At 72.2% G+C, this 24,952-nt stretch carries 23 protein-coding genes and 1 other RNA gene; 20 read left to right on the top strand and 4 right to left on the bottom strand.

Annotation, left to right across the window (positions count from 1 at the left end):
• Window positions 1-65: 65 nt before the first annotated feature.
• From prfB to ADL05_RS04345, 16 genes are all read left to right on the top strand, one after another.
• Window positions 66-1,178: a peptide chain release factor 2 gene (prfB, locus tag ADL05_RS04415; RefSeq protein ID WP_369800889.1), complete on the top strand. Its 1,113-nt coding sequence runs from the start codon at window positions 66-68 to the stop codon at window positions 1,176-1,178.
• A 397-nt stretch (window positions 1,179-1,575) separates the two neighbouring features.
• The gene (ftsE, locus tag ADL05_RS04410; RefSeq protein ID WP_017596794.1) at window positions 1,576-2,265 is read left to right on the top strand and encodes a cell division ATP-binding protein FtsE; all 690 of its coding nucleotides are present in this window, start codon (window positions 1,576-1,578) and stop codon (window positions 2,263-2,265) included.
• A gap of 84 nt (window positions 2,266-2,349) precedes the next feature.
• Entirely contained in the window at window positions 2,350-3,261 is a 912-nt protein-coding gene (ftsX, locus tag ADL05_RS04405) for a permease-like cell division protein FtsX (RefSeq protein WP_231640590.1), read from the top strand.
• Between the two features lie 75 nt (window positions 3,262-3,336).
• Window positions 3,337-3,801, top strand: a complete 465-nt coding sequence (gene smpB, locus ADL05_RS04400) for an SsrA-binding protein SmpB (RefSeq protein WP_053615551.1) — start codon at window positions 3,337-3,339, stop codon at window positions 3,799-3,801.
• Window positions 3,802-3,824: 23 nt separating this feature from the next.
• Window positions 3,825-5,828: a penicillin-binding transpeptidase domain-containing protein gene (locus ADL05_RS04395; RefSeq protein WP_053615550.1), complete on the top strand. Its 2,004-nt coding sequence runs from the start codon at window positions 3,825-3,827 to the stop codon at window positions 5,826-5,828.
• A 359-nt stretch (window positions 5,829-6,187) separates the two neighbouring features.
• Window positions 6,188-6,559, top strand: a transfer-messenger RNA (tmRNA) gene (ssrA, locus tag ADL05_RS29335).
• Window positions 6,560-6,684: 125 nt separating this feature from the next.
• Window positions 6,685-6,957 carry a hypothetical protein gene (locus ADL05_RS04390; protein ID WP_053615619.1) on the top strand — a complete coding sequence of 91 codons (273 nt, stop codon included), beginning with the start codon at window positions 6,685-6,687 and terminating at the stop codon, window positions 6,955-6,957.
• Window positions 6,954-7,289: a type II toxin-antitoxin system PemK/MazF family toxin gene (locus ADL05_RS04385; RefSeq protein ID WP_053615549.1), complete on the top strand. Its 336-nt coding sequence runs from the start codon at window positions 6,954-6,956 to the stop codon at window positions 7,287-7,289. Before ADL05_RS04390 ends, ADL05_RS04385 begins: the two co-directional genes overlap by 4 nt.
• Before the next feature lie 56 nt (window positions 7,290-7,345).
• A complete protein-coding gene (locus ADL05_RS04380; RefSeq protein ID WP_053615548.1) occupies window positions 7,346-7,831 on the top strand; it encodes a hypothetical protein in 486 nt (161 codons plus the stop codon).
• 307 nt (window positions 7,832-8,138) lie between these two features.
• Window positions 8,139-9,185 carry a LacI family DNA-binding transcriptional regulator gene (locus ADL05_RS04375; protein WP_053615547.1) on the top strand — a complete coding sequence of 349 codons (1,047 nt, stop codon included), beginning with the start codon at window positions 8,139-8,141 and terminating at the stop codon, window positions 9,183-9,185.
• A 73-nt stretch (window positions 9,186-9,258) separates the two neighbouring features.
• The gene (locus ADL05_RS04370; RefSeq protein ID WP_053615546.1) at window positions 9,259-10,506 is read left to right on the top strand and encodes an extracellular solute-binding protein; all 1,248 of its coding nucleotides are present in this window, start codon (window positions 9,259-9,261) and stop codon (window positions 10,504-10,506) included.
• 43 nt (window positions 10,507-10,549) lie between these two features.
• Window positions 10,550-11,530 (top strand): carbohydrate ABC transporter permease, encoded by a 981-nt coding sequence (locus tag ADL05_RS04365; RefSeq protein WP_053615545.1) that lies wholly within the window; start codon window positions 10,550-10,552, stop codon window positions 11,528-11,530.
• Window positions 11,527-12,342, top strand: a complete 816-nt coding sequence (locus ADL05_RS04360) for a carbohydrate ABC transporter permease (RefSeq protein WP_053615544.1) — start codon at window positions 11,527-11,529, stop codon at window positions 12,340-12,342. Before ADL05_RS04365 ends, ADL05_RS04360 begins: the two co-directional genes overlap by 4 nt.
• Window positions 12,343-12,433: 91 nt before the next feature.
• On the top strand, window positions 12,434-14,377 hold the full coding sequence (locus tag ADL05_RS04355) for a glycoside hydrolase family 127 protein (protein WP_053615543.1): 1,944 nt from the start codon (window positions 12,434-12,436) through the stop codon (window positions 14,375-14,377).
• A gap of 71 nt (window positions 14,378-14,448) precedes the next feature.
• Window positions 14,449-14,724 (top strand): type II toxin-antitoxin system Phd/YefM family antitoxin, encoded by a 276-nt coding sequence (locus ADL05_RS04350; RefSeq protein ID WP_053615542.1) that lies wholly within the window; start codon window positions 14,449-14,451, stop codon window positions 14,722-14,724.
• A gap of 30 nt (window positions 14,725-14,754) precedes the next feature.
• Window positions 14,755-15,015: a Txe/YoeB family addiction module toxin gene (locus ADL05_RS04345; RefSeq protein WP_053615541.1), complete on the top strand. Its 261-nt coding sequence runs from the start codon at window positions 14,755-14,757 to the stop codon at window positions 15,013-15,015.
• A gap of 43 nt (window positions 15,016-15,058) precedes the next feature.
• Here ADL05_RS04345 and ADL05_RS04340 read toward each other — a convergent pair whose 3' ends face one another.
• The 3 genes from ADL05_RS04340 to nagA form a co-directional block, all read right to left on the bottom strand.
• Window positions 15,059-15,850 carry an isocitrate lyase/phosphoenolpyruvate mutase family protein gene (locus ADL05_RS04340; RefSeq protein ID WP_053615540.1) on the bottom strand — a complete coding sequence of 264 codons (792 nt, stop codon included), beginning with the start codon at window positions 15,848-15,850 and terminating at the stop codon, window positions 15,059-15,061.
• 165 nt (window positions 15,851-16,015) lie between these two features.
• Entirely contained in the window at window positions 16,016-16,324 is a 309-nt protein-coding gene (locus ADL05_RS04335) for a hypothetical protein (protein WP_053615539.1), read from the bottom strand.
• Window positions 16,325-16,423: 99 nt separating this feature from the next.
• Window positions 16,424-17,557 carry an N-acetylglucosamine-6-phosphate deacetylase gene (gene nagA, locus ADL05_RS04330; protein WP_053615538.1) on the bottom strand — a complete coding sequence of 378 codons (1,134 nt, stop codon included), beginning with the start codon at window positions 17,555-17,557 and terminating at the stop codon, window positions 16,424-16,426.
• Window positions 17,558-18,166: 609 nt separating this feature from the next.
• On the opposite strand from nagA, the gene ADL05_RS04325 reads away from it, so the two are divergent.
• Window positions 18,167-18,682: an NADPH-dependent FMN reductase gene (locus tag ADL05_RS04325; RefSeq protein WP_053615537.1), complete on the top strand. Its 516-nt coding sequence runs from the start codon at window positions 18,167-18,169 to the stop codon at window positions 18,680-18,682.
• 445 nt (window positions 18,683-19,127) lie between these two features.
• Here ADL05_RS04325 and ADL05_RS04320 read toward each other — a convergent pair whose 3' ends face one another.
• Window positions 19,128-20,048, bottom strand: coding sequence for a hypothetical protein (locus tag ADL05_RS04320; RefSeq protein WP_053615536.1), 921 nt, complete (start codon window positions 20,046-20,048; stop codon window positions 19,128-19,130).
• A 528-nt stretch (window positions 20,049-20,576) separates the two neighbouring features.
• Between ADL05_RS04320 and ADL05_RS04315 the strand changes: the two genes are divergently transcribed.
• The 3 genes from ADL05_RS04315 to ADL05_RS30990 are packed head-to-tail and all read left to right on the top strand — an operon-like array spanning window position 20,577 to window position 24,776.
• Entirely contained in the window at window positions 20,577-22,175 is a 1,599-nt protein-coding gene (locus ADL05_RS04315) for a GDSL-type esterase/lipase family protein (protein WP_156365714.1), read from the top strand.
• 37 nt (window positions 22,176-22,212) lie between these two features.
• Window positions 22,213-24,639 carry a hypothetical protein gene (locus ADL05_RS31525; protein WP_231640589.1) on the top strand — a complete coding sequence of 809 codons (2,427 nt, stop codon included), beginning with the start codon at window positions 22,213-22,215 and terminating at the stop codon, window positions 24,637-24,639.
• Complete coding sequence (locus ADL05_RS30990; protein WP_017542507.1) at window positions 24,636-24,776, top strand: hypothetical protein; 141 nt, start codon at window positions 24,636-24,638, stop codon at window positions 24,774-24,776. Before ADL05_RS31525 ends, ADL05_RS30990 begins: the two co-directional genes overlap by 4 nt.
• Window positions 24,777-24,952: the final 176 nt, after the last annotated feature.

The following is a 24,952-nucleotide window of genomic DNA, read 5'->3' as shown; positions in this document are numbered from 1 at the left end:
GTCGGAGCGCTCGCGGGGGCACGGGGGCTCCCCGGGAACGCCCTACACTGGGGGGCGTGGCAGACATGGACCCAGCAGAGAAGATCAAGGAACTCGCGGCGACCCTGGCGAGCGTGTCCGCGGTGTTGGACATGGAGGCGATGCGGACGGAGATCGCCGAACTGCGGGAGCAGTCGGCCGACCCGGAGCTGTGGGCGGACCAGGCCAACGCGCAGAAGGTGACGCGGCAGCTGTCCACGCTGGAGTCCATGGTCACCAAGATCGAGGGGATCGACCAGCGCCTCGACGACATCGGCGTGCTCTACGAGCTGGCCGAGGCCGAGGGCGACAGCGAGACCCGCGACGAGGCCGACCGCGAGCTCGAACAGCTCCGCAAGGACATCGGCGAGCTGGAGGTGCGCACGCTCCTCAACGGCCCGCACGACGAGCGCGAGGCCATCGTCACCATCAACTCCCAGGCGGGCGGGGTCGACGCCGCCGACTGGGCGCAGATGCTGCAGCGCATGTACCTGCGCTGGGCCGAGCGCCACGGCTACCCCACGGACGTCTACGAGACCTCCTACGCCGAGGAGGCGGGCATCAAGTCCACCTCCTTCGCGGTCAAGGCGCCCTTCGCCTACGGGACCCTGCGCGGGGAGCACGGCACCCACCGCCTGGTGCGCATCTCGCCGTTCGACAACCAGAACCGCCGCCAGACCTCGTTCGCGGGCGTGGACGTCGTGCCCTCGGTGGAGCAGAGCGACCACATCGAGATCGACGAGTCCGAGCTGCGCATCGACGTGTACCGCTCCAGCGGCCCCGGCGGCCAGGGCGTCAACACCACGGACTCCGCGGTGCGCATCACCCACCTGCCCACCGGCATCGTGGTCTCCTGCCAGAACGAGCGCTCGCAGCTGCAGAACAAGGCGACCGCGATGACGATGCTCCAGTCCAAGCTCCTCGCCCGCAAGCGTGAGGAGGAGCAGGCCGCGCTGGACGAGATCCGCGGCGACTCGGTGAGCAGCTGGGGTACGCAGATGCGCAACTACGTGCTGCACCCGTACCAGAGCGTCAAGGACGTGCGGACCGGCGCCGAGACCGGCAACACCTCGGGTGTCCTGGACGGCGAGATCGACGCCTTCATCGACGCCGAGATCCGGTGGATGCGCAGCCGCGAGCGCGGCGACTCCGCGCAGTAGCCTCCGGGACCTTCAGAACCCCGTGGGCGCCCTCGGTGTGTCCTTCGGGCCCTGCGCTTCGCTCGGGCCCGTGGCGGGGGCACGCCGGGTGGCGGAGTGATCGCGTCCCGTGTGGCGGCTGTGTCACGAGGGCAGGTTGTGGCCCAATGGTGATGAGTGTGACTCCGCAGTTTTACCAGAACTCCTATATGTGAACGTTATCATCGGTTGACACCTCCGATATGCTCGGGCCAGTCCGGCGGTACGTGATCCTTTGGATCCCTGGGCGAGTCGCGGCCTGGACAATCCGGGCCGCACCCCCCTCTACACTGTCGGTTGGCCATGCGGCCGGTACGATCCCGCGCGGAGCCACCTCCGAGGCGGGTGCCCATACCTTCGAGAACCTTGTGATGCGCCTGTGATCCACTTCGATAACGTCACGAAGGTCTACCCGACCCAGAAGCGCCCCGCGCTCGACGGCGTTTCCATTGACGTAGACAAGGGCGAGTTCGTCTTCCTCGTGGGCCCCTCGGGCTCCGGAAAGTCGACCTTCCTCCGCTTGGTACTGAAGGAGGAGAAGCCCGACAAGGGGCGCGTCCACGTCGCGGGTAAGGACCTGGCCCGCCTGTCCAACTGGAAGGTGCCGCACCTGCGCCGCAGGATCGGCTGCGTCTTCCAGGACTTCCGCCTGCTCCCCAACAAGAACGTCTTCGAGAACGTGGCCTTCGCGCTGGAGGTCATCGGCAAGCCCCGGCGGTTCATCCGCAAGGTGGTTCCCGAGGTCGTCGAGCTGGTGGGCCTGGAGGGCAAGGCCGGACGCATGCCCGGTGAACTCTCCGGCGGTGAGCAGCAGCGCGTGGCCATCGCCCGCGCGTTCGTCAACCGTCCGCAGATCCTGCTCGCGGACGAGCCCACCGGAAACATCGACCCCGCGACTTCCATCGGCATCATGAAGGTGCTGGACCGAATCAACCGCACGGGCACGACCGTCGTCATGGCGACCCACGATGCCGCCATCGTCGACTCGATGCGCAAGCGCGTGATCGAGTTGGAAGAGGGCCTCGTAGTGCGTGACCAGACACGCGGCGTCTACGGCCAGGCGTACTGACCCCTGGTGCGTCCGGCGCCGGCCGGCCGCCCCACAGTGAGGACCGGCGCTGCGAAGCCCCGAAGGATGGACCTTTAACAGATCATGCGAGCACAATTCGTTCTCTCCGAGACGTGGATCGGCCTGCGCCGGAACCTGACGATGACCATCGCCGTCATCACGACGGTGGCCATCTCCCTCGCCCTGTTCGGCGCGGGCCTGCTGGTGAACCAGCAGGTGTCCGAGATGCGCAACTACTGGGACCAGCGGATCACGCTGACCATCTACATGTGCACCGACATCTCCCCGACGGCGACCTGCCAGGAGAACGGCGAGGCCACCGAGGAGGACCGCACCCAGCTCGTGGAGACGCTGGACGGGCTGAACGAGGTGGAGGAGTACCGCTACCTCACGGCCGCCGAGGCATGGCAGGACTTCCAGGAGCGCATCGGCTCCTCCAACGAGGCCCTCGCCGGTGCCGCGCAGGAGGGTGACATCCCGGACAACTACCGGGTGCAGCTCACCAATCCCGACCACTACGACACCGTGCGCGCCGCGGTCGACGGCGCACCGGGCGTGGACACGGTCTCCGACGACCAGCGCGTGCTCGAACAGTTCTTCTCGCTCCTGGACGGCCTCAAGTGGGCCGCCCTGGTGGTCGCCCTCGTGCAGCTGGCAGCGGCCGCGCTGCTGATCGGCAACACCATCCGGCTGTCGGCCTACAGCCGGCGGCGGGAGACCGGCATCATGCGGCTGGTGGGCGCGTCGAACTTCTACATCCAGCTCCCCTTCCTGCTGGAGGGCGCGATCGCCGGCTTCATCGGCGGTCTGATCGCCTCCGGGTTCATCGTGGCGACCAGGTACACGCTGCTCACCAGGATCGAGGACTGGTTCCAGTTCGACGTGGCGCTGGGGGCGGGAGCACTGCTCTACGTCATCGGTGTGTCGATGATCCTCGGTGTGCTGCTGTGCACCATCACCTCGTTCCTGACCCTGCGCCGCTACCTGAAGGTCTGACGGGTCCGCCCGACGGGGGCGTTCGCGGGTACCGGGGGGCCACGTGCCCCCCGGACGTATGAAGGGAAACACCCAGTGGCACGGGAAACCGGGCGTAAGCTCATCGCGCAGAATCGGCGAGCCCGGCACGAATACCACATCGACGAGACCTACGAGGCGGGGATCGTCCTCACCGGTACCGAGGTGAAGTCGCTCCGCGAGGGGCGGGCGTCGATCGTGGACGGCTTCGCGCACGTCCACGACGGCGAGGTGTGGCTGGAGCAGGTGCACATCCCCGAGTACACCCAGGGGACATGGACCAACCACGCCGCCCGGCGAAGGCGTAAACTACTCCTGCACCGCCAGGAGATCGCCCGGCTGATCGGCAAGACCCGGGAGCCCGGATTCACGCTGGTCCCGCTGTCGCTGTACTTCAGCGACGGCCGTGCCAAGGTCGAGATCGCCCTGGCCCGCGGTAAGCGCGAGTACGACAAACGCCACGCCATCGCCGAGCGCGAGGCCAAACGCGACATGGAACGCGCGCTGCGCCGTCGACGATGAGGCCCTCGAAAGGAACACACAAGGTGTCCCCCCGTCCCCTTCGCCGCGTCCTGGCCGCCGGAAGCGGCCTGCTCGTCGCGGGCACCCTGGCCGCCTGTACACCCCACCCCAGCCCCGAGGTGGCGGTACGCTCCTTCCTCCTCGCCTGGCAGGACGGCGACCACGCGGAGGCCGCCCGGTACACCACGGGAGACCCGGCGGAGGTCGAGGAGGCCCTGGTGAACGTGCGCGAGCAGCTCGACCTCGCCTCGCTGCGGTTCGGCCTGGGCCTGATCGAACGCGAGGGCGAGTCGGCGACCGCGGCGTTCGACGTCACGGCCGACCTCGGCATCGGCGACCCCACCTGGAGCTACACGGGCGAGATGCCGCTGGAGTGGGGGCCGGACGGCTGGCGCATCACCTGGTCCTCCGCCGTCATCCACCCCGAGCTCAGCGACGACGAACGCCTCGCGGTCAGCTACGAACAGCCCGAGCGCGGCCAGATCCTCGACCGTGAGGGCCGGGAACTGGTCTCCGCCGACAGCGTCACGGCCTTCGGCGTCGTCCCCGCCGAGATGGACGACAAGGAGGCCGGCGTCACCGAACTCGCCGAGCTCCTCGACGAGGAGCCCGAACCGCTGCTGAACCGGGTGCGCTCCGCGCCGCCCGAGCAGTTCCAGCCGCTGGTCCTGATGCGTGACTCCAGTGTGGACGAGTCCCTGCTGGGCGAGGCCGGCCGGATCCAGGGCGTGGCCACCGAAGAGGTGCGGATCAACATGTCGCCCACGGTCGCGCCGGCCCTGCTGGGCGAGGTCGCGGGCACCGCCGAGCACCGGGTGTCCGCCCGGGTCGCCGGCCCCTACCAGGCGGGCGACACCGTGGGCCTGAGCGGGCTGCAGAGCATCTTCCAGCGCGAGCTGGCGGGCTCCGGCACCGCCCAGGTGGTCTCCCTGGACGAGTCCGGTGCGGTCACCGACGTCCTGGAGGACTGGGAGGGCGAGCGCAGCGGCGGCGTGGACACCACGCTCGACGCCGACGTGCAGCGCGCCGCCGAGGCGGCGCTGGCGCCCCTGCCGGGCCGGGCCTACCTGGCGGCCGTGGACACGGCCAGCGGGGAGGTGCTGGCCGCCGCGAACGGGTCGGGCAGCGCGAGCGACGACTCCGCGCTCAACGGCTCCTTCGTCCCGGGCGGCGCCTTCACCATCGTGGGCGCGCTGGCGGCCCTGGAGTCGGGCGCGGTCGGCCCGGACGACCAGGTGCCCTGCGGCTACGAGACCACCATCGACGACCAGACCTTCACCAACCCCGGGCAGGGGGCTCTGAGCTCCGAGTTCGGCGGGCCCGACCTGGCCCGCAACCTGGCGCACAGCTGCACGGTCGGGTTCGCCGGTCTGGCGCCGGAGGTCGGCGCCGACAGTGTGGAACGGGCCGCCCTGGAACTCGGCATCGGCGCCGACTGGCAGTTGCCCGTGCCGGCGTCCCCGGGCTCGGTCTCGGTGGGCGAGGGCGACGCCGGTGTCGCCTCGGCGATGGTCGGCGAGGACGGCGTGCGGGTGAGCCCGCTGTCGATGGCGCTGGCCGCCGCGACCGTCGCGAACGGCGAGTGGAACGCGCCGACGCTGGTCCCCGCGGAGGGTCCCTCCCCGTCGCCCGAGACGGAGCTGGACGAGGCCGACCTGGAGGTCGTGCGGCAGGGGATGCGCGACGCCGTGACCACCCGCATGCCCGAACTGCTCGGCCAGGAGACAGAGGTGTTCGGGCAGGCCGCCCGGGTCGCGCTCGGCGACGGCACCGACCTGCACTGGTTCGTGGGATACCAGGGCGACGTGGCCTTCGCTCTCGTGGCCGAGGCGAACTCCGCGACCACCCTGGTGACGCACCACGCGGTGAACGGCGCCCAGACGTTCCTGACCTCGCTCGCCACGGGCGTGGTCCCGGGTGAGCCGACGGCGCCCGCCGGCGATGCGACGATCCCCGACGGGACCTCGCCCGACGAGGCCGACCTCACCGGCGGCGGCGAGGGCGGCACGGACGCGGCCGGCTGGTAACCGGAGCGTCCTGAGCAGGCAAAGATCGGTCCCGCGGGCAACCCCCCGCGGGACCGATCGCGTCTTCCCTGATGACTGGCCCGCGACAGGGGGTAGCGAGCCAGCGTGAGAGGCAGATCCTCGTCTCGGGGGAGTTTCTGCCCGTTCCCTAGGTCGGCCCGACCCTGCCGACCGCCCCCGTGGGCCGCGTCGACCACATCATGCGTCCGCGCCCGCGGGGGTTTCTCCCTGTCCGGCGGATCCGTACCGCCGACCGGGAATCAGCTTGGCCCTCACCCTGTTGTACGGGTAGAGTGACGAGCGTGGGTGTTCGCACTCGCATGTCGGTCACCGGAGACGGTGGCTTTGACAATTTCACAGGGGGTGATCGGTTTCGACTTCGGTAGTCGTTTCAGGGGAAGCGGGCCGAGGGTTGCGTTTGTGACCTCGTTAATCCTGCATTCGCGTAAACACAAGTGCCAATTCTAAGCGCACTGAGTTCGCTCTCGCTGCCTAAGCGATAGCGTCTCTGTCGGTCCGGGCTCGTCATCGGCTCGGGATCCGGCATCAGCTAGATGACTTACCGCTCAGATCAGGCCACGGGGCCTGAGCGGGACATTTTCGTGGCTGGGCCTGTCAGCGATGTGTTCGTGCAAGCGCTGGGGCCGAGTAGAACGACACCACGAACTGCGCCCGGAGAAGCCCTGGCTCGGTGCTGAAGGACGCGGGTTCGATTCCCGCCACCTCCACGAGAAACGGACCGCTGCGCGGGGGACTGTGTCCCCCGGGCGGCGGTCCGTTTTTTTGCGCGGGCGGCCGCGCCACGGGACCACGTGGCCGCCGATCCGGCGTACAACAAATGTTGTACACTGGGTCCATGAGTGTTGGATTCCGGCCCACCGAGGCCGACGCCGAGATTCTGAACTCCTACAAGCGGCCCGGGGAGACCAACAGCGACGTGCTGCGTCGTGGTCTGCGTGCGCTCCAGCGCCAGGAGTGGGAAGAGCAGGCGAGGGAGGACATGGCGCGCATCGCGGCCAGCGGTGAGGACCTGAGCGGTGAACCGGATGCCTGGGAGTATGACGACCAGGGGCGTATCCGCGTCTCCGGAACGGACGTCACAGTGAACGCCCGTGAGGTGCGCACGTGATCCGAGGCGCGGTCTACCCCGTTGACCTGGGAGACGCCAAGCGCGGACACGAACAGCGGGGCCGCCGCCTCGGGCTGGTCGTCAGTACGCAACGGGACACGTGGTCGGTCGTCACGATCGTGCCCACGTCGACCAGCGCGCAGCCGGCGCGGTTCCGACCCGAGGCGACGATCGCCGGACGGGCGACGCGGCTCCTGGTGGACCAGACCCGCAGTATCGACACCGCCTACGTCGTCGGAGACGCGGTCGACTACATCGGTGGCACCGACATGGCCCAGGTCGACTACGCCCTGGGGCGCTATCTCGGGTTGCGTGTGGAGACCGACTCCTGAGGCGGACCCCTCGAACCCGAGCCGGGCGTCCCAGCGGCCGAAGAGAAGGGTTGTCCATGTACTGCCTGGAAGCCGTCCTGGCCGTCCGGCCGACGCTGGACGCGCTGGTCGGCGGCGATCCGCACGCGCGTGTCGTGCCACTGGACGCGCGGCTGTCGCTGCTCCCGATGACCGGCGAACTGTTCGACTCGGTCGCCGTCGCCGGGGCACCCCGGGCCGAGGGTTTCTGGAAGCTGCCCCCGGGTTTCGACCGCGCTCTGGCCGCGTGCTCGGCCGCCGGTCCGCTGGCCTATGTCGAGGCCGAGTACTTCGGCGGGGCGGGCGAACAGAACGCGCAGGTCTGGAACGGCGGGCGTGTGGTGCTCGGCCCGCTCCACCTGCCCGAGGACCGGCCGTCCGTGGCCGACGGCAGCCCGATCTCCCTCGCGCTCCGACACCTCGGTATCGACCGAGGGGATCACCTCGACGAATTCGACGCGGTCGGGCTGGGCCGGTACCGCAGGACCGAGGACTGGCTCACCCTCCCCGAACAGGGCCTCTGACCTGCGTTGACGCCCGGGTGGGGGCGGCTCCGCACCGGCCCCGGCGCGTGGCGGTCACCATGTGCGCCAGGTCTCACATCGGTAAAGAGTGGCGCCTGTGGGGTTGACCACACTCTTGTGAGCGCTAACACTAGGCGCCATGCCCCTGGGGTTCACGGGGCCGACACCGATCCGAAACGACGGCGGCATGCTCCGGACGGGTGTCGAACCGGTTCGACAACCACTGCCGCACTGGTCACCCGCCGCCCACCAGGGCGCGGGGCCACCGCCGCCGACACCCGCCCGCACACGACCCCGAGGAGGAACGTTGGTCACCATCGGTGACGTGGCGAGGGAGGCCGGAGTCTCCCGCAGTACCGCGTCGTACGCGTTCTCCGGAAAGCGCGCGATCTCCGCGCAGGTCCGACAGCGCGTCCTCGACGCCGCCGGCCGCCTGGGCTACACCGCCAACGCCGGCGCACGGGCGCTGGCCACGTCGCAGACGATGGTGATCGGCCTGCTGGCCCGGTTCCTGGAGGACGAGTTCGCCCCGGCCATGCTGCAGTACATGCTCGGGGTCTCGGACAACGCCCGGGAGCTGGGTTACGACATCCTGCTGGTCACCGAGGCCGACGGGGCCCGCGCCCTGCGGCGGATCACCGACTCGCGGATGGTGGACGGCGTCGTGCTGCTCAACGTGGCCCACGACGACGTCCGGCTGCCCGTGCTGCGGGCCGCACCCCAGCCCGGGGCGCTCGTCGGGCTCCCCGGCGACTGCACCGGCCTGGACGTCTTCGACCTGGACTTCGAGAGCACCGGCCGACTGATGGTCGACCACATGCACGGGCTGGGCCACCGCGAACTCCTCCTCGTGTCCCAGCCCGAACACGTCGCGACCCGGGGCGGCGCCTACGTGTGGCGGCTACGCGACGCCGCGCTCGAACGGGCGCGCGCCCTCGGGATCCGACTGCACGCCGTCTTCGGGGAGTCCAGCCAGCCGGACATCGGCGCCACGCTGCACGCCCTGCTGGACGCCCACCCCTCGGCCACCGGCCTGCTGCTCAACAACGAGGCGGCCGCGGCCGCCCTCCCGTCCGTCCTGAACGCGCGCGGGCTCGACGTGCCCGGCGACCTGTCCGTCGTCGGCCGCTACTCCGACGAGTTCGCGCGCTCCTTCTCCCTGCCCTACTCGTTCGTCGAGAGCGCGCCGGACCGGCTCGGCGACCTGGCCGTCCGCCAGCTGGTGCGCCGGATCGGGTCGACGCAGGCGCGCGAGGAGCCCTACGTCGTACGGCTGCTCACGCCGGAGTTCGCCGACCGGGGCAGTACCGCGGCGCCGGGCTCCCGGCGCCCTCGCGGGACCGGCCGCTCCTGACCCTTCCCACGCCCCCTGACCCCCCGACCCCACGACCCCCGCCCACCAGGCACCCACCCCCCCCGGAGGAATCATGCGACACCCGACCCTGCGCACCCTGTGCGCCATCAGTACCGCCGCGGTGTGCGCCGCGGCCGCGGCGGGATGCTCGGCGTCCGACGACGGCGCGGACGCCGCCGCCGACACCTACACCTGGTGGGACCCCTACCCCCAGCACGAGGAGTCCTCCGACTGGGCGGCGCGGGTCGACGCCTGCGCCGACGAGGCCGGCGTCGCCATCGAGCGGACCGCCTACGACACGACCGCCCTCACCAACCAGGCGCTGCTCGCCGCCCAGGAGAACGCGTCGCCGGACGTCATCCTGCTGGACAACCCGGCGGTCTCGACCCTGGCCGACACCGGCATGCTCACCACGATGGACGAGTTCGGCCTCGACACCTCCGAGTTCGACGAGAACCTCCTGGCCGCGGGTGTGGTCGACGGGAGCGCCTACGGCGTCCCGATCGGCGCGAACACCCTCGGCCTGTACTACAACGAGGAGATCCTCGGCGACGCGGGTGTCGACCCCGCCTCGATCACCGACTGGGCCTCGCTCACCGAGGCGCTGGAGGAGGTCACCGGTGCGGGGCACGAGGGCATCACCTTCTCCGGCATCGGGACGGAGGAGGGCAGCTTCCAGTTCCTGCCGTGGTTCTGGGGCAGCGGCGCCGACCTGGGCGCCCTGGACTCCCCCGAGTCGGTCGAGGCGCTGGAGCTGTGGACCGGCTGGCTGGAGGAGGGCCACGCGCCCAACTCCGTCATCACCAACTCCCAGAACACCGTGTGGGAGGAGTTCCTGACCGGTGAGTTCGCGTTCGCGGAGAACGGCACCTGGCAGGTCGACAGCGCGGCCGGGGCCGACTTCCCCGTCGGGGTCGTCCCCCTGCCGGGCCGCGACGGCGGTGTGGCGCCCACGCCCACCGGCGGGGAGTTCATCGTCGCCCCGGTGCAGGGCGACGACGCCAGGTACGAGGTCACCGCGCAGATCGTGGAGTGCATGACCACTCCGGAGGGCCTGGTGGAGACGGCCACCACCTTCGCCTACTACGTCCCGCCCACCGCGGCCGGGCAGGAGGCGCTGCTGGAGGAGAACGCGGACCTGGAGCCGTGGGTGGACGCGGTCCGCAACGCCAAGGGCCGGACCAGCGACGACCTCGGCACGGACTACCCGCTCATCTCCGAGGCGCTGTGGGGGGCCGTGCAGAACTCCCTGAGCGGCGCCATGGGTCCGGAGGAAGCGCTGGAGCAGGCCCAGGACGAAGCCGAGACGGCGATCAACTGACCCGCCGGTCCGTTCCCCCAACCCCGACCGAGGACGGCACGCCATGACACGGACGCACGTCCGGCCGCCGGCCACGCGAGAGGCACCGGCCGAGCCGGGCCCGTCCCGCCGCGCGCGGGGCGGGCCCGGCCGGCGGGGCGGCCCCGCCTGGCACCGGTGGTCCGCACTCGCCTTCATCGCCCCGCTGATCGCCTACCTGGTGCTCTTCTACGGGTATCCGCTCTACCGCAACATCGACCTCAGCATCCACGACTACACCCCGCGCGCGTTCGTGCAGGGGGACGCGGAGTTCACCGGCCTGGCGAACTTCGCCGACGTCGTCCTGTCCGAGGCGTTCGGCCCCGCCCTGTGGACCACGGCGGTGTTCACCCTGGCCTCGATCGCGGCCCAGTACGCCATCGGGCTGGCGCTCGCGGTGTTCTTCCGCACGAGCTTCCCGCTCTCGCCCGTGCTGCGGGGGATGTTCCTCATCCCATGGCTGCTGCCGATGATCGTGTCGGCCTCCACCTGGTCGTGGATGCTCAACAGCGACCACGGGATCGTCAACTCGGTGCTGTCCGCGTTCGGGATCGGCCAGATCAACTGGCTGACCTCACCCGAGTGGGCCCTGGTGTCAGTGGTCGTCGCCAACATCTGGCTGGGGATCCCCTTCAACCTGGTGATCCTGTACTCCGGGCTGCAGAACGTCCCCGACGAGCTCTACGAGGCCGCCGCGCTCGACGGCGCGGGGCCCTGGAAGCGGTTCTGGCACGTCACGATGCCCCTGCTGCGGCCGGTCTCGGCCATCACCCTGCTGCTCGGCCTCGTCTACACCCTCAAGGTGGTCGACGTCATCTGGATCATGACGGTGGGCGGTCCCGGCGACAGCTCCACCACCCTCGCGATCTGGTCCTACCGGCGGGCCTTCGGCACCGGGCAGCCCGACTTCTCCGAGGCGGCCGCGGTCGGCAACCTGCTCATCGTCCTGGCCCTGGTCTTCGGCGTGGTCCACCTCTACCTCCAGCGAAGGGAGGCGCGCCGATGACCCGCCAACGCACCTGGTGGAAGACCGCGCTGGGCGTCCTGCTGACCGCGGTCATGCTCTTCCCCGTCTACTGGATGGTCAACGTCTCGCTGACCAGGACGAACGACCTGCGGGCCGACCCGCCGCACTGGTTCCCCCGTGATCCCACGTTCGAGGGGTACGCGGCCGTCTTCGACCAGCAGCTGCCGAACCTGACGACCAGCCTGCTCGTGGGGCTGGGCTGCGTGGCCCTGACGCTGGTGGTGTCCGCGCCGGCGGGATACGCGCTGGCCCGGCTGCGGACACCGGGCGGGGGCACGATCGGCTTCCTGCTACTGGTCGCGCAGATGATCCCCAGCGTCGTGATGGTGATGGGCTTCTACGCCGTCTACGTGCGGCTCGGCTGGCTCAACACCGTGTGGGGGCTGATCATCGCCGACTCCACGATCGCCGTCCCGTTCGGGGTCATGCTCTTCACCGCGTTCATGTCCGGCATCCCGGAGGAGATCCTCCAGGCCGCCCGGGTGGACGGGGCCGGCACCTGGCGGACCTTCCGGTCGATCGTCCTGCCGATCAGCCGCAACTCCGTCCTGACGGTGTCGCTCTTCGCCTTTCTGTGGGCGTGGTCCGACTTCGTCTTCGCGTCCACGCTCAACCGCAACGGCGACCTGATCCCGATCACCCTCGGCATCTACAACTACATCGGCAACAACACCACGCAGTGGAACGCCATCATGGCGACCGCCGTGGTCGCCTCCGTTCCCGCCGCCGTCCTGCTCGTCGTGGCCCAGCGCTTCGTGGCCGGCGGCGTGACCGCCGGAGCGGTCAAGTGAGGCGCCCGGCGCGCCGGGCGAGCACGGCGGGCCAGGCGAGCACGGCGGGCCCTGTCCCGGCACCCCGACCACACCTTCCAGAGGAGCACGTGTGACCGTCCACGAGCCAGTCGTCCCGACGGACCCGTCCGGGGGCCGCCCGGTGGTCCCGTCCCGGAGCCGGATCCGCCCGCTCGGACTCGGCGAGGTCGGCCTCGGGCCCGGCTTCTGGGCCGCCCTGCAGGACACCAACGCCGCCGCCACGCTCGACCACTGCGAGTACTGGATGGAGCGGCTGGGCTGGTTGGCCAACTTCGACCGCGTCGCCGGGGGCACGACCGGGCGGGACCGGCCGGGCTGGTGCTTCTCCGACTCCGAGGTCTACAAGCTCATGGAGGCGCTGGCCTGGGAGTACGGGCGCTCCGGCCGGGGGGAGGTGGACGACGCCGTGCGCCGGCTCACCGCGCGCGTCGGCCGCGCCCAGGACGCCGACGGCTACCTCAACACCTGCTACGGGCACGCCGGCCAGGAGCCCCGGTACAGCGATCTGGAGACGGGCCACGAGCTGTACTGCACGGGGCACCTGCTCCAGGCGGCGGTGGCCCGGCTGCGGACGACGGGCCCGGACGCGCTGGTGGACATCGCCAGGCGGGCGGCCGACCACGTGTGCGCCGAGTTCGGCGCCGAGGGGACGGGGCTGTGCGGGCATCCGGAGATCGAGGTGGGCCTGGTGGAGCTGGGCCGGGCCCTGGGGGAGGAGCGCTACGTCGAGCAGGCGCGGATCTTCCTCGACCGCCGCGGACACGGCACCCTGCGCCAGGACCGGGTGCCGCTCGGCAGCGCCTACTTCCAGGACGACGTGCCGATCCGGCGCGCCCACACCTGGCGGGGGCACGCCGTGCGCGCGCTCTACCTGTCCGCGGCGGCCGTGGACGTGGCGGTCGAGCGCGGTGACCGGGAGCTTCTGGCCGCCGTGGAGCGCCAGTGGGAGCACACGGTCGCGCGCCGCACGCACATCACCGGAGGGATGGGTTCGCGCCACCAGGACGAGGGGTTCGGCGAGGACTGGGAACTGCCCGCCGACCGCGCCTACTGCGAGAGCTGCGCCGGGATCGCGTCGGTCATGGTGTCGTGGCGGCTGTACCTGGCCACGGGGGACATGCGCTACGCCGACCTGGTCGAGCGCACGTACTTCAACGTGGTGGCGGCCGCGCCCAGCGCGGACGGCCGGGCGTTCTTCTACGCCAACCCCCTGCACCAGCGGGTCGCGGGGGAGGAGCCGGAGGGGGACGCCCTCAGCCCGCGCGCGGAGAGCGGTGTGCGCGCGCCCTGGTTCGACGTCTCGTGCTGTCCCACGAACCTCGCGCGCACGCTGGCGACCTGGCACACCCACGCCGCCGTCGCGGAGGAGCACGGCCTGGCCGTCCTGCAGTACGCCTCGGCGCGGATCCGGGCGGAGCTCGGCGACGGCCGGGTGATGGGGGTGGCGGTGGAGACCGACTACCCGCGCGGCGGAACCGTCCTGGTCCGCGTCACCGAGGCGCCGCCCGGGGCGGCGACCCTGCGGCTGCGGGTGCCCTCGTGGGCGCGGGGCGCGCAGCTGGAGGAGGGCGGTGGCCGGCGGCCGGTATCCCCGGGACCGGTGGTCGTCGAGCGGGAGTTCTCCGCGGGGGAGGAGGTCCTGCTGCACCTGCCGATGGAGCCCCGGTTCACCTGGCCGGACCCGCGGATCGACGCGGTGCGCGGCTGTGTCGCGGTGGAGCGGGGGCCGCTCGTGTACTGCGCCGAAGCGGTCGGGCAGGCCGACGGGACCGACCTGGACGAGATCCGGGTCGACCCCTCCGTGCCCCCGGACGACCGGGAGGGCGGTGTCGCGGTGCGCGGCCTGACGGGCACCGGTTCCGGGCCGGAAGGCGTCTGGCCGTACGGGGACCGGGCGGAGGAGGGCGGGGGCGGGGCCGTCGAGCTCGTGCTGACCCCGTACCACCAGTGGGCCGAACGCGGTCCGACCGCCATGCGCGTCTGGCTTCCTGCGGCGGCCGGACCCACACGGTGACCCCTGGTCGGCCCGCGGCCCTGCATAGACTCGACTGGTACGGTAAAGCCGTACGGTTTGGAAGGAGTGTCATGTCCATCAGCGCGAACGAAGCCAGAGCGAACCTCTATCCCCTGATCAAGAAGGTTCACGACGACCACGACGTCGTCCACATCACCTCTCGGCAGCACGGCAATGCGGTGCTGATGAGTGAAGAGGACTGGAACGGATGGATGGAGACGGTCTACCTGATGCGCTCTCCCGCGAACGCCTCCCGGTTGTTGGACGCTGTCGCCCGCGACCAGACGAGCGGCGAAGCGGTGACCACCAGCATGGACGAACTCGTCGAGTGGGCGGAGGACGAGTGAGGGCGGAGGACGAGTGAGGGCGGAGGACGAGTGAGGGCGGTTCGCTTCGATCCCGCCGCATGGGATGACTTCCAGTACTGGCTGGAGACGGACAAGAAGGTCGCTCGTCGGACGGTCCGCCTGATCGGCGAGATACAGCGGACGCCCTTCGATGGTCTCGGTAAGCCGGAACCCCTGAAGGCGGACCTGTCCGGGTACTGGTCGCGGCGGATCACCGACGAGCACCGCCTCGTATATCGGGTGACCGAGGACGAGGTGAGGATTCTTCAAGCCCGGTATCACTACCGGTGAAGGTGTGGGAAGGGTGTCCCCTTCCCGGCGCGTTCGGCCGGGGTCAGGGGAGTTCGGTGTAGGCGTCGGCGAGGGCCTGGGCCTCGGCGTAGGTGGGCAGCCCCGCGGGGACGGGCTCGTCGCGGGCGACGGCCAGGGCCGTCGCCACGGTGGCGCCCAGCGCGGCGCGGAACAGGAGCGACCCGCAGCTGACCCGCCGGACGCCCAGGTCGGCGAGGGCGCGCAGGGAGGGCCCGGCGGGCGAGTACAGGATGTTCAGCGGCACGTCCAGGGCCCGGACCAGGTCCGCGATGGCCGCCGCGTCGGTGAGCCCGGGCACGAACACGCCGTCGGCGCCCGCAGCCCGGTAGGCCTCGGCGCGCTCCGCGGTCCGCGCCGTGTGGCCCGGGAGCCAGTGTGTGTCCGTGCGGGCGTTGACGAACAGGTCCGGGGCGGCGTCCTTGACCGCCTCGATCAGGGCGCACTGCCTGTCGGGCGCGCGCAGCCCGCCGTCGGGCAGGCCGTCCTCGATGTTCACCCCGGCGACTCCGGCGTCGGCGAGTTCGGCGGCCAGGGCGGCGACCTGCTCGGGCTCGTCACCGAAACCGCCCTCGACGTCCACGCTGACCAGGGCGTCCAGGCGGACCATGCCGTGGGCCAGCCGGACGGTCTCCGCCCGGGTGTCCCCCCGGGCGTCGGACCTGCCCGCCGCGGCCGCCACGCCCAGGCTCGTCGTGCCGAGGGCGCGGAAGCCAGCCCCCGCCAGGGCGGCGGCCGAGGCCAGGTCCCAGGCGTTGGGCAGGACCAGGGGCGCACCGGCGCGGTGCAGGTCGCGGAACTCCTCGAAGCGGGTCATGGGCGGTGGTGTCCTTCCGTTCGGATGCCGACACGGCGACCCTAGGCCGCGAACGGTTCGGCGCCCGCCGAAGTGTCGCGCCCCGGCGGGCGGCCGACGGCGGACGGCCCCCGGCACAGGTACGGGGCGGCGCCCGGTCGGCGCCGCCCCGTCCGTGACCGGGCCTCAGGCCTCGGTGGCCCCCACGAGCCAGGCGACCTTGTGGGCCGTGACGCCGAGGCTGCCGCTGCTGCCGAGGTAGACCCCGAACGAGGCGATGAACGCGTGGTCGAGTTCCCTGCGCTCGCAGACGACGTCCTCGACCGCGTGGGCCGACTCCGGGTTGGTCACGCGCAGGTACGGGGCGTCCCCGTCGACCACGTCCGCGCGGACCTCGTAGCGGGCCAGTTCGCCGGCGAGTTTGGCGAGGTGCTCGCGTTCCTCGGAGGGCACGCGGGTCGGCTGCTGGTCGTGTGCCTGTCTCGACTGGGCCATGGCGGATCCTTTCGTGTCGAGCACGTGCTTCCTCGGTGCCCTGACTCTATTGTCACTCAGAGTCAAGTTACTAGTACGTACCGACACGATGGCACGTCGTCACACCCACGCGCCACGGAACATCACCCGGGAGACCGCGAGATCGGCGTCCAGCACCACGAGGTCGGCGCGACCACCGGCCTCGATCCGGCCCGCGCCGTCCAGGCCGCCCAGCGCCGCCGCCGGGACCGACGACGCCGAGCGCACCGCGTCCGGCACGTCCACGCCCAGCCCCTCCACCGCGTTGCGCACGGCCTGCGGCAGTACGATCGTGCTGGAGGCGATCGCCCCGGTGTCCACCAGCCGGGCCTGTCCGCCGCTGACCCGAACCCGCAGGTCGCCCAGCGTGTACTCGCCGTCCCCCAGGCCCGTCGCCGACATCGCGTCGGTCACCAGCGACACCCGCCCCGCCCCCGCCGCCGCGAACACCAGCTTCGCCGCCCCCGGGTGGACGTGCACGTTGTCCACGATCAGCTCCACGGACACCCGCTCGTCCTCCAGGGAGGCCGCGATCGGCCCCGGGTCGCGGTGGTTGAGCGGGCGCATCGCGTTGTACAGGTGCGTGGCCACCGTGGCGCCCGCGTCGAAGGCGGCGCGGGTCTGCTCGTAGCTCGCCTCGGTGTGCCCCACGGCGGCGACCACGCCGTGGGAGACCGCGGCGCGGATCAGCTCCGTCGCGCCCGGCAGCTCCGGGGCGACGGTCACCATGCGCACGTGTCCCCGGCCCGCCTTCAGCCAGCGGTCGAACTCCGCGGTGTCGGGGTCGCGCAGCAGCGCGGGGTCGTGCGCCCCGCACTTGGACCGCGCGATGAACGGTCCCTCCAGGTAGACGCCCGCCAACTCCCCGGACTCGCACAGCTCGGCCAGCGCCGCCACCTGGCGGAGCGTGTCCTCGGGAGTGGCGGCGACCAGCCCGCCGACCATCGACGTCACACCATGCGCCCGGTTGAACGCGACGATCTCGCGCACCCCCTCCGGATCCGCCTCGGGGAAGGCGTGTCCGGCGCCCCCGTGCACGTGGGTGTCGACCAGTCCGGGGACCACCCAGCCGCCGTCGGCGTCGTGGGTCGGCCCGGCGGGGGCCTCCCCGGAGCCCAGATCGCGTACGCGACCGTCCGCGACGCGCAGCCAGCCGTCGTGGACGCCGTCGGGGGTCACGACGCGGGCGTTGGTGAGCGTGACGGTGTGGGGCATGTTCGGGCACTCCCTGGGCTGGGCGGTCGGTGGCTCGGCGCGGTGTGTCGCAGATAACACGCGCGCCGCACGGCCGCCGGAAGGGGGTCGGAGCCCGGCCGCACCGGGCTCGGAACCCCCTGCGGAGCTGGGGAATCCCGATGCGTGGAACGGTTGTCCGCGAGCTGGACGGTCCGGTCGGGGCACCGGCGGCGCGCAGGCGGCGGCCGCGCACGCATTGACGATAGCGGTCGGCTCACCTCATGATGGAGACATGTCCGCCGGTGAGCTGCTTGTCCAGCGCCTGCATGTCGATCTTCGACAGCAGGCGAGCGCGCTCTGTTGTAGCTAGCGCCTAACGGGGCCGAGCCCCGCGCTACGGGTGTACCCAGTACGCCCATGCCCTCGCAGACACCGGACGCTCTTCTCTTCCCTTTTCTGGGCCCGGGCCGATTCAGGCCCGAGGAGCACACCCTCCAGGACCGACGCGGCACGCATCCGGACGACGAAGTCCGTCCCCGCGTCGGAACGAGGAACCGTCCTCTCCGGTGTCACCGCATCCCCGTCACCGCCCCCCGACGTTTCCTCCGGTCGATCCCGGCTCGCTCTGACCGAACCCAGGAGTCTCGCATGACCCGCTTCACCGTGCTCGTCGCCGCTCCCCAGCCCCGATCCGCCGTGTACACCACCGCCCTGCGCGCCGCCGCCGAGGTCGCCGCCCGTGCGGGCGTCACGTCCAGCCCCGAGGTCGTCGACCTCGCCGAACTGGGCGCCGACCTGCTCACCGACGACTCCGACGCCGTCAGCGCCGCTCTGGAGAGCGTGCGCGAGAGCGACGTCCTGCTGGTCGCCTCCCCGCAGGTGCACGGCACCTACACCGGCCTGCTGAAGGTCTTCCTCGACCGCCTGCCCGAACTGGGTCTGGGCCACACCGTGGCCGTCCCGCTGGCCGTGGTCGAGGACCTGCGCAACAGCCGTGGCATCGAGGAGGACCTGCGGGTCCTGCTCGCCGACCTCGGCGCGTGGGTGGCCGAGCCCGGTCTGGTCCTGGCCGCCGACGAGACCCACCGCCCCGACAGCGTGGTGCGCGCGTGGGCCGACGTCGCCGCACCCGGCCTGCGCCAGGCCGTCTCGGTGGCCGCCTGAGGAGGGTGGGGCTGTGTTTTCTGGGGGCCTCCGTGCTGTGTTTTTTGGGGGCCTCCGCTCGTTCCTCGCTTTGGCCCCGTGCTTGCCTTGCTCGTTCCTCGCGGCGGCCCCGTCTCCTCCTGCAGAACACTGGCGCGCCCCTCGCGACACCCCCTGTGGCCCCGCAGGCTGAACGGCCACCTCTCACCCCCTGGGGCTGAGGCAGGCCCGCGTGCGCACGCCCAATCCCCGGGGGTGAGGGCAGGCTCAACGGCCACCTTTCACCCCCGTGGGATCACGCAGGCACGTGTGTGCGGCTTCAAAGCCTGGGGGATGGGTCGCCGCGCGTCCCGAGTCAACCCCCTGCACACCGGTTGGCTGAACGGCCTACCTCCAACCCCTTGTGGGCAGGGCAGGCTGACGGTCTACCGATTGCCCCGCCGGGTCGGGGCGCCCGGAGGGCGGGTCAGTGGGGTTCGGTGGCCTCGGGGACGAGGGTGGCCGCGCGCCTGCGGCTGGTGTCGGCCTCGGCCGAGGCGACGTTGCCGCGTACGAGCACGATGACGATCAGGGTGAGCGCGAACCCGCCGACCCGCAGCGCCAGCATCACCGGATCGTCCGGCAGGGTCTCGTTGAACAGGATCGTCCCGGCCACGACCATGAAGACGTTGCCCACCACGTTCGACACCGGCGCCGTGATCGAGGCCCGAGAGCGCTGCAGCGAGGTCTGGAACAGCACGATGCCCACGGCCCATCCCACCGCGTACAGGTAGGGGAACGGCGACAGCAGGGCGGGGACGACCGCCCCCAGCACCCCGTGCTCGGCCAGCAGTCCGCCCAGGCCCTTGCCGTGCAGCCCGGCGCTGCCTTGGGCGAGTCCGGCCGCCGCGCCCATCGCCGCCGCCGACACGTACCGACCGCGGCCGCCCGCCAGGCCCATGGCTCCTACGCACGCCACCACGGTCACGACCGTGACCAGGACCAGCAGTGGTGTGTCCGCACTCGTACCGGCCTCGGCGCCCTCGGCGGTGGACAGGCTCAGCAGGGCCAGCGCGACCGGCATGACGCCCAGCGCCACGTACTCGCCGCGGGTGATCCGCTCGCCCGTCACGAGCGTGATGACCAGCAGGGTCGTGGCCACACCGGCCGCGTAGGCGGGCTGGGCCACCGACACGGGCGCCAGGCCCAGGGACACGATCAGTCCGACACTGCCGATCGCCGCGAAGACGCACCCGAACACCCAGCGGGGGTTGCCGAGCAGGACCCGGGCCAGGTGGAGCGGGCGGTGGACGGAGATCGACTCCGACCCGTGCAGGGCACGCTGTTCCACCGCCAGTCCCACGGTGTAGACCACGGCGGACAGCAGCGCGACCAGGAGTCCGATCACGGGAGGCCTCTCGGTCGGGGCGCGGGCGGACGGGGGCATTCCGGTTCGGCCGACCGCTGGTTGACGCACTGAATATAACCAGTTCTACATCACCCGTCATCCGCTCCGGCCGCGCGGCCCCCGGGCCGGGTGCGGCGCGCCGCCGGTCGGATATGTCCCATTCGTTGTCCGGCCTGGCCTTCAACCGTGCTCTCCAGGCCAGTAACCTGGGGCGGTACGCATTCTCCGCCCCGTGCCCCCGCGTGCGGGCGGAGCGTCCCGGCGGCAGGGTAGAACCTGTTCCGGAGCCGCTCGCGCGGCGCGACTGTGAGGGATCGGGTGACGGTGGCGGACCCAGACGAGCCGGAGAAGGACGACGCGTCCCGGCCCGAGGAGCGGCGGGAGCCGAGGTGGGCGCGCACCGGCCGGCTGTTCGCCCCCGCGTACTGGCGCGGCCTCGCGTGGCGGGACGTCCCGTGGCGCCGACTGCTCACCCGCGGCCACGGCCCCGCCCGGTTCGAGCCCGGCCCACTCGGGCTGCTCGGGGTCATGCTCGCCGCCATGGCGGTCACCCTCCTCATCATCCGCACGGGCTCCGGGGTCGGCGCCGGTGCCGACGAGCGCGCCGACGGGCCCGTCAGCGTCCCCGGACCTCCCGACGGGGAGCTGCGCATCATGCCGGTGGGCGACTCCCTCACCCAGGGCAGCAGCGGCGACTTCACCTGGCGCTACCGCCTGTGGACGCATCTGGAGCGGAGCGGGGTCGACGCCGCCTTCGTCGGCCCGAACGACGACATGCACGCGCTGCACGGGAACGGCGGCGACCGGACCTACGCCGACCCCGAGTTCGACACCGGGCACGCCGCCCGGTGGGGCGCCACCTCCGAGGAGCTGTCCGCCGACCTGGCCGAGATCGCGGCCGAGCACGACCCCCACTACCTCCTGCTCCTGGCCGGGATGGAGGACATCCTGCGCGGAGGCGGCGCGGACCACGCCCTGGAGGGGGTCGGCGAGATGGTCTCGACGGTGCGCGTCGTCCAGGGGGAGGCCCGCTTCGTGGTCGGCGAGCTCCCACCGGTCGAGGGCACCGGCGACGACGCCCGCGTCAACGACGAGATCGCCCGCTTCAACATGGGCGTGGTCGACCTCGCCGACCAGCTGACCTCCTCCGAGTCGCCCGTGATCGTCGCCCAGGTGGCCAGGGACTACACCCCCTCCTTCGACAACTGGGACGAGGTCCACCCCAACGCGCGCGGCGAGGTCAAGATCGCGGCGGCCTTCGCCGACGCGCTCGCCGACCCCCTGGGCGTGGGCGAGTCCTACCCCCGGCCGCTGCCGAGCGTGTCGGTGGGACCGTTGGAGGCGCCTGTGCCCGAGGCGGAGGAGGCCGCCGACGGATTGCTGCTGAGCTGGCCGTCCGTGCCCGGCGCGACCGGTTACCGGGTCGTGCAGCGCCGGATCGCCCCCGACCCCGACGAGGCGACGGTCCTGCCCGCCCAGGCGGAGGGCGACGGGGACCGGCGGTCCGTGCTCGTGGAGGCGCTGTTCAGCGGCGCCCGCTACGAGTTCGTCGTGCGGCCGGTCAAGGGCCGGGACGAGGGGGAGGCGTCCGAGCCCGTCGAGGTCGTGTGGGACGACGACCCGCCGCCCGGGCCGGGCGGGGTGCGCGTCCGTGACGGCGGGGCCGTCGTGGAGTGGGACGAGGTGGCGGAGGCCACGCACTACGAGGTGTGGCTGCGGGCGCTGGAGTGCGGACCGGCCGACGAGTTCCGGTGGCCCCGGGACGGCCTGGACGGTACCCGTACCGGGAACGCGTCCCCCGACGGCTCCCGGACGGACGACGCATCGCCGGAGCCGCGGCCCGAGCCCGAACCCGAGCCGCGGCCCGAACCGGAGCCCGAGCCTGAACCGCAGCCCGAACCCGAACCGCCCGACCCTCCGACGGACCCGCCGCCCGCGCCCTCGCCGGGGACCGACTGCGAGCGACGGGACGGCCGGGGGCCCGAGGACGGCGAAGGGTGGCGCACGCAGGGTTCGACGGGGGAGGACACCCGGTGGGAGGCGACGGTGTCCGGGAACTACGAGGTCGTGGTCAGGTCCTACCGGGACTACGTGGAGGGGCGCTTCTCCGACAGTGTGCTCCTGTGAGGACCGGCCGGGGAAGCCGGGGGAGCGGGGGCGGCGGATGAGCGGACGGTGGCCGGAACGGCTCCTGCCGTGGGCGGTGGGCGTGCTCGCCGGGGCCCTGGCCCTGGGACCCGCGCTCGGGCCCGGCTACGTCCTGCGCTACGACATGGTGTTCGTGCCCGACCTGCCCCTGGCCACGGTGCTGCGCGGGGCGGACGGGTTCCCCCGCGCGATCCCCAGCGACGCGGTGGTGGCACTGGCCTCCCTGGTGCTGCCGGGGGACGCGGTGCAGTCGCTGGCCCTGCTGGCGGTGTTCGCGGTGGGCGGCGCGGGAGCGGCGCGGCTCCTGCTCGGCGCCCTGGACGCTCGGGGCGCTCCGGGGCGGGGGCCGGATCGCGGGACGGATCGTGCTCCGGGACGCGCGGCGGCCCTGCTGGCGTCGGCGGCGGCCGGTACGGCCTTCGTGTGGAACCCCTTCGTGGCCGAGCGCCTGCTGCTGGGCCAGTGGGCGGTACTGCTCGGCTACGCGGGCCTGCCCTGGGTCGTGGGCGCGGTGTCCCGGCTCGGGACGGCGGGGCCGCGCTCGACCGGGCTCTCCCTGGCCCGCCTGGTGTGCGCGCTGATCCCCGCGGCGGTCGGGGGCTTCTCCTCGGTGATCCTGACCGCGCTGACCGCGGGCCCCGTCGCGCTGACGCGTTCCGCCCCCACCGGCCCCGCGGACACCAGGGTTCCCACTACGCCCGGGCCTACCGGCCTCACTTCCCCCACAGGGCCCACACCACGCACAGGAGCCGCCGAACCCTCCAGTTCCGCCGGGCCCTCCAGTTCCGCCGGGCCCTCCAGCTCCGCCGAACTCCCCAGTTCCGCCGGGCCCTCCGGTTCCGCCGGGCCCTCCGGTTTCGCCGAACCCCCCAGCTCCGCCGGGCCCTCCGGTTCCGCCGAACCCCCCAGTTCCGCCGGGCCCTCCGGTTCCGCCGGGCCTTCCAGTTCCGCCGGGCCTTCCAGTTCCGCCGGGCCTTCCAGTTCCGCCGAACCCCCCAGCTCCGCCGGGCCCTCCAGCTCCGCCGGGCACACGGGACCTGCCGACCCCGCTGGGCCTACCGGTTCCGAAGCTCCCACCGGGCTCACGAGCCCCACGCCTGGGGCCGCGGGACCGGAACCGGAGGGGCACGGCGGCCTGGCCGCGCACTGGTGGGGGCGGGGGCTGCTCCTGGCCCTGGCGCTGGTCCTGGTCTCCCTGCCCTGGCTGCTGCCGTCGCTCGTGAGCGGGGCGGCGACCGATCCGGCGGGGGTCGCGGCCTTCGCGGCGCGCTCGGACACCCCCTTCGGGGTCGTGGGCTCGCTCGTACTGCTGGGCGGCGTGTGGAACTCGGGCGCGGTCCCCGCGGGGTACGGCGAACCGGTGACGGCGACCGCTCGGCTGCTGCTGGTGCTCGTGTCCCTCGCGGGATGGGTGTGGTGGATGCGCCGCGCCCGTCCGGCTTTCGGGGCGGGCCTGTCCGTGGCGGCGGCGGCCGGCCTGGGCCTCGCCCTGCTGGGGGCGACTCCCACCGGCCAGGCGCTGGTGCGGGCCCTGATCGGGTTCTGGCCGGGGTTCGGCCCGCTCCGGGACGGTCAGCTCTACGTCGCCCCCCTCGCGCTGGTGCAGGCGCTGGGGCTGGGCGCCGCCGTGCAGCGAGTGTTCGGGGCCTTCCCTTCGCCGCGGCCCGCGGAACCCGGCGCGCCCCCCGCGGGCCCCTCCGCTGTTCCGGCCGACCGACCTCCGGGTGCGGTCGGGGCGGCCGCGGCGGCCTTCGCCGTGCTGGCGCCGATCGTGGTGCTGCCCGGGCTGCTGTGGGGCGCGGGCGGGCGCCTGGACCCGGTCGGCTACCCGGAGGCGTGGACGCGCGCACAGGAGGCCGTCGCGGCCGACGACGTACCCGGTGCGGTGCTCGTGCTGCCGTGGAGCGCCTACCGCGGCCTGGAGTGGTCGGGTGCGCCCGTCGTCGTGCTCGACCCGGCGACCAAGGCCTTCGACCGCCGCACGCTGTGGAACGACGACCTGGTCGTCGGCACCCCCGGCGGGGGAGCGGTGGTGGTCGAGGGCGAGGACGCGCGCGCCCGGGAGGCGGCCCGGGCCCTGGAGGTGGACCCCGCCACCGGCCTGCCCGCACTCGCCGAGGAGGGCCGGACCGAGGAGCTCGCGCACGTGCTCGGCGGGCTCGGCGTGCGGTACGTGGTGGTCTCGGCCCCCATTGATAACCAGTTCTGGTCACAGGGCGCTGGCATGGAGATCGTGCTGCACTCTGCGGATCTGACCCTTCTGCGGGTTCCGGAACAGCACATCAACGCGGACAAACCTGACATTCCGGGGTTGGAAGTTACCGGGGGGTTAGTTACAGTTGGGGCAATCATCTGGTCTATAGCTAGATCAGGTTCTAGTCTCGGTTTCCAGCGCTTCGGCTTCGCCTCGAAGCCGGGCGCGCGGAAGGAGATCCCCAAGTGATCAAGGTAATCGCCGCCTGTGTGATCGGCGCGGCTCTGGCGGGAGGTGCCACCGTCGTGGCCACCAACCTCGCCACCGAGTCGACGGCGACCGCGGAACCGGTGAACGAAACCCTCTACAACTACGGCGACCGCTAGGCCGCCCGTGCAGTGAGGACCAGGGGCGCCTCGCTCCCCGCGGGGCGCCCCGTCCACTGGTCCGCGGTTCAGTCCGCCCCCCATTCCCACCCGACCGTCGACGGGTCCGTCCCGCGTGCGCTCAGCGCTACACGCAGACCCTCACGTCGAGTGTTCATCCCAGCGCGGACGGCGAC

Origin of the sequence: Nocardiopsis sp. NRRL B-16309 (assembly GCF_001279585.1) — a bacterium.
In the GTDB taxonomy this organism is placed as follows: domain Bacteria; phylum Actinomycetota; class Actinomycetes; order Streptosporangiales; family Streptosporangiaceae; genus Nocardiopsis.
This window is presented reverse-complemented; position numbering and strand designations above follow the sequence as displayed.